The organism is Methylobacterium variabile, assembly GCF_001043975.1.
GTDB lineage: Bacteria > Pseudomonadota > Alphaproteobacteria > Rhizobiales > Beijerinckiaceae > Methylobacterium > Methylobacterium variabile.
Genome location: NZ_LABY01000452.1, coordinates 1 through 578, shown reverse-complemented (window position 1 = coordinate 578; position 578 = coordinate 1). Strand labels below are relative to the sequence as shown.

1 protein-coding gene is annotated in these 578 nt (G+C 70.6%); it reads left to right on the top strand.

What is annotated here, in order from left to right; translation table 11 throughout:
- Positions 1–203: helix-turn-helix domain-containing protein (locus VQ02_RS33815; protein WP_048448662.1), on the top strand; the 203-nt coding region annotated here is incomplete at its 5' end.
- Positions 204–578 lie beyond the last annotated feature (375 nt).

The window sequence follows — 578 nt, the reverse complement described above, 5'->3', positions numbered from 1 at the left end:
ACGCCCTCTCCCTCGTCGCCGAGGAGACCGGCGAGATGAAGACCATGGAGGGGCTCGAGGGCGAGATCATCCGCTACGCCCTGCAATTCTACCGCGGGCGGATGTCCGAGGTGTCGCGCCGCCTCGGCATCGGCCGCTCGACCCTCTATCGCAAGTTGAAGGAACTCGGCCTCGACGACGAGAAGGCGGAGGACGCCGCCTGATCGCGTCCTCGCGGGCCGTTCCGGTCCGAAGAAAACCGCATTTGCGAGCTTTCAGCGGACCAACCGGCCGCGCTTCGCCGCGCGATCACTGACGCGACGGCACGCCGACCTGATGAGACGCTCCGGCGGCATGCTGCCGAGGTGTGGCAGGTGTGCGATGGCACGGCATCCGCTTCCGTGTTTACTACCCTAAATTCCCAGCGTGGCCGCTCCTTCGGCCGCGGCTTCGAGGAGAGGACCATGGCTCCCAGGCGCAAGGTCGGCAGGAACGCGGGTGCGGCGGCCACCCTCGCGGTGCTGCTGGCCGCACAGGCCGGCCTGCCGGGGGCACGGGCCGAGGGCGTCGCCGCCGCGCCGGCGGCCGGCGCCGCGGTG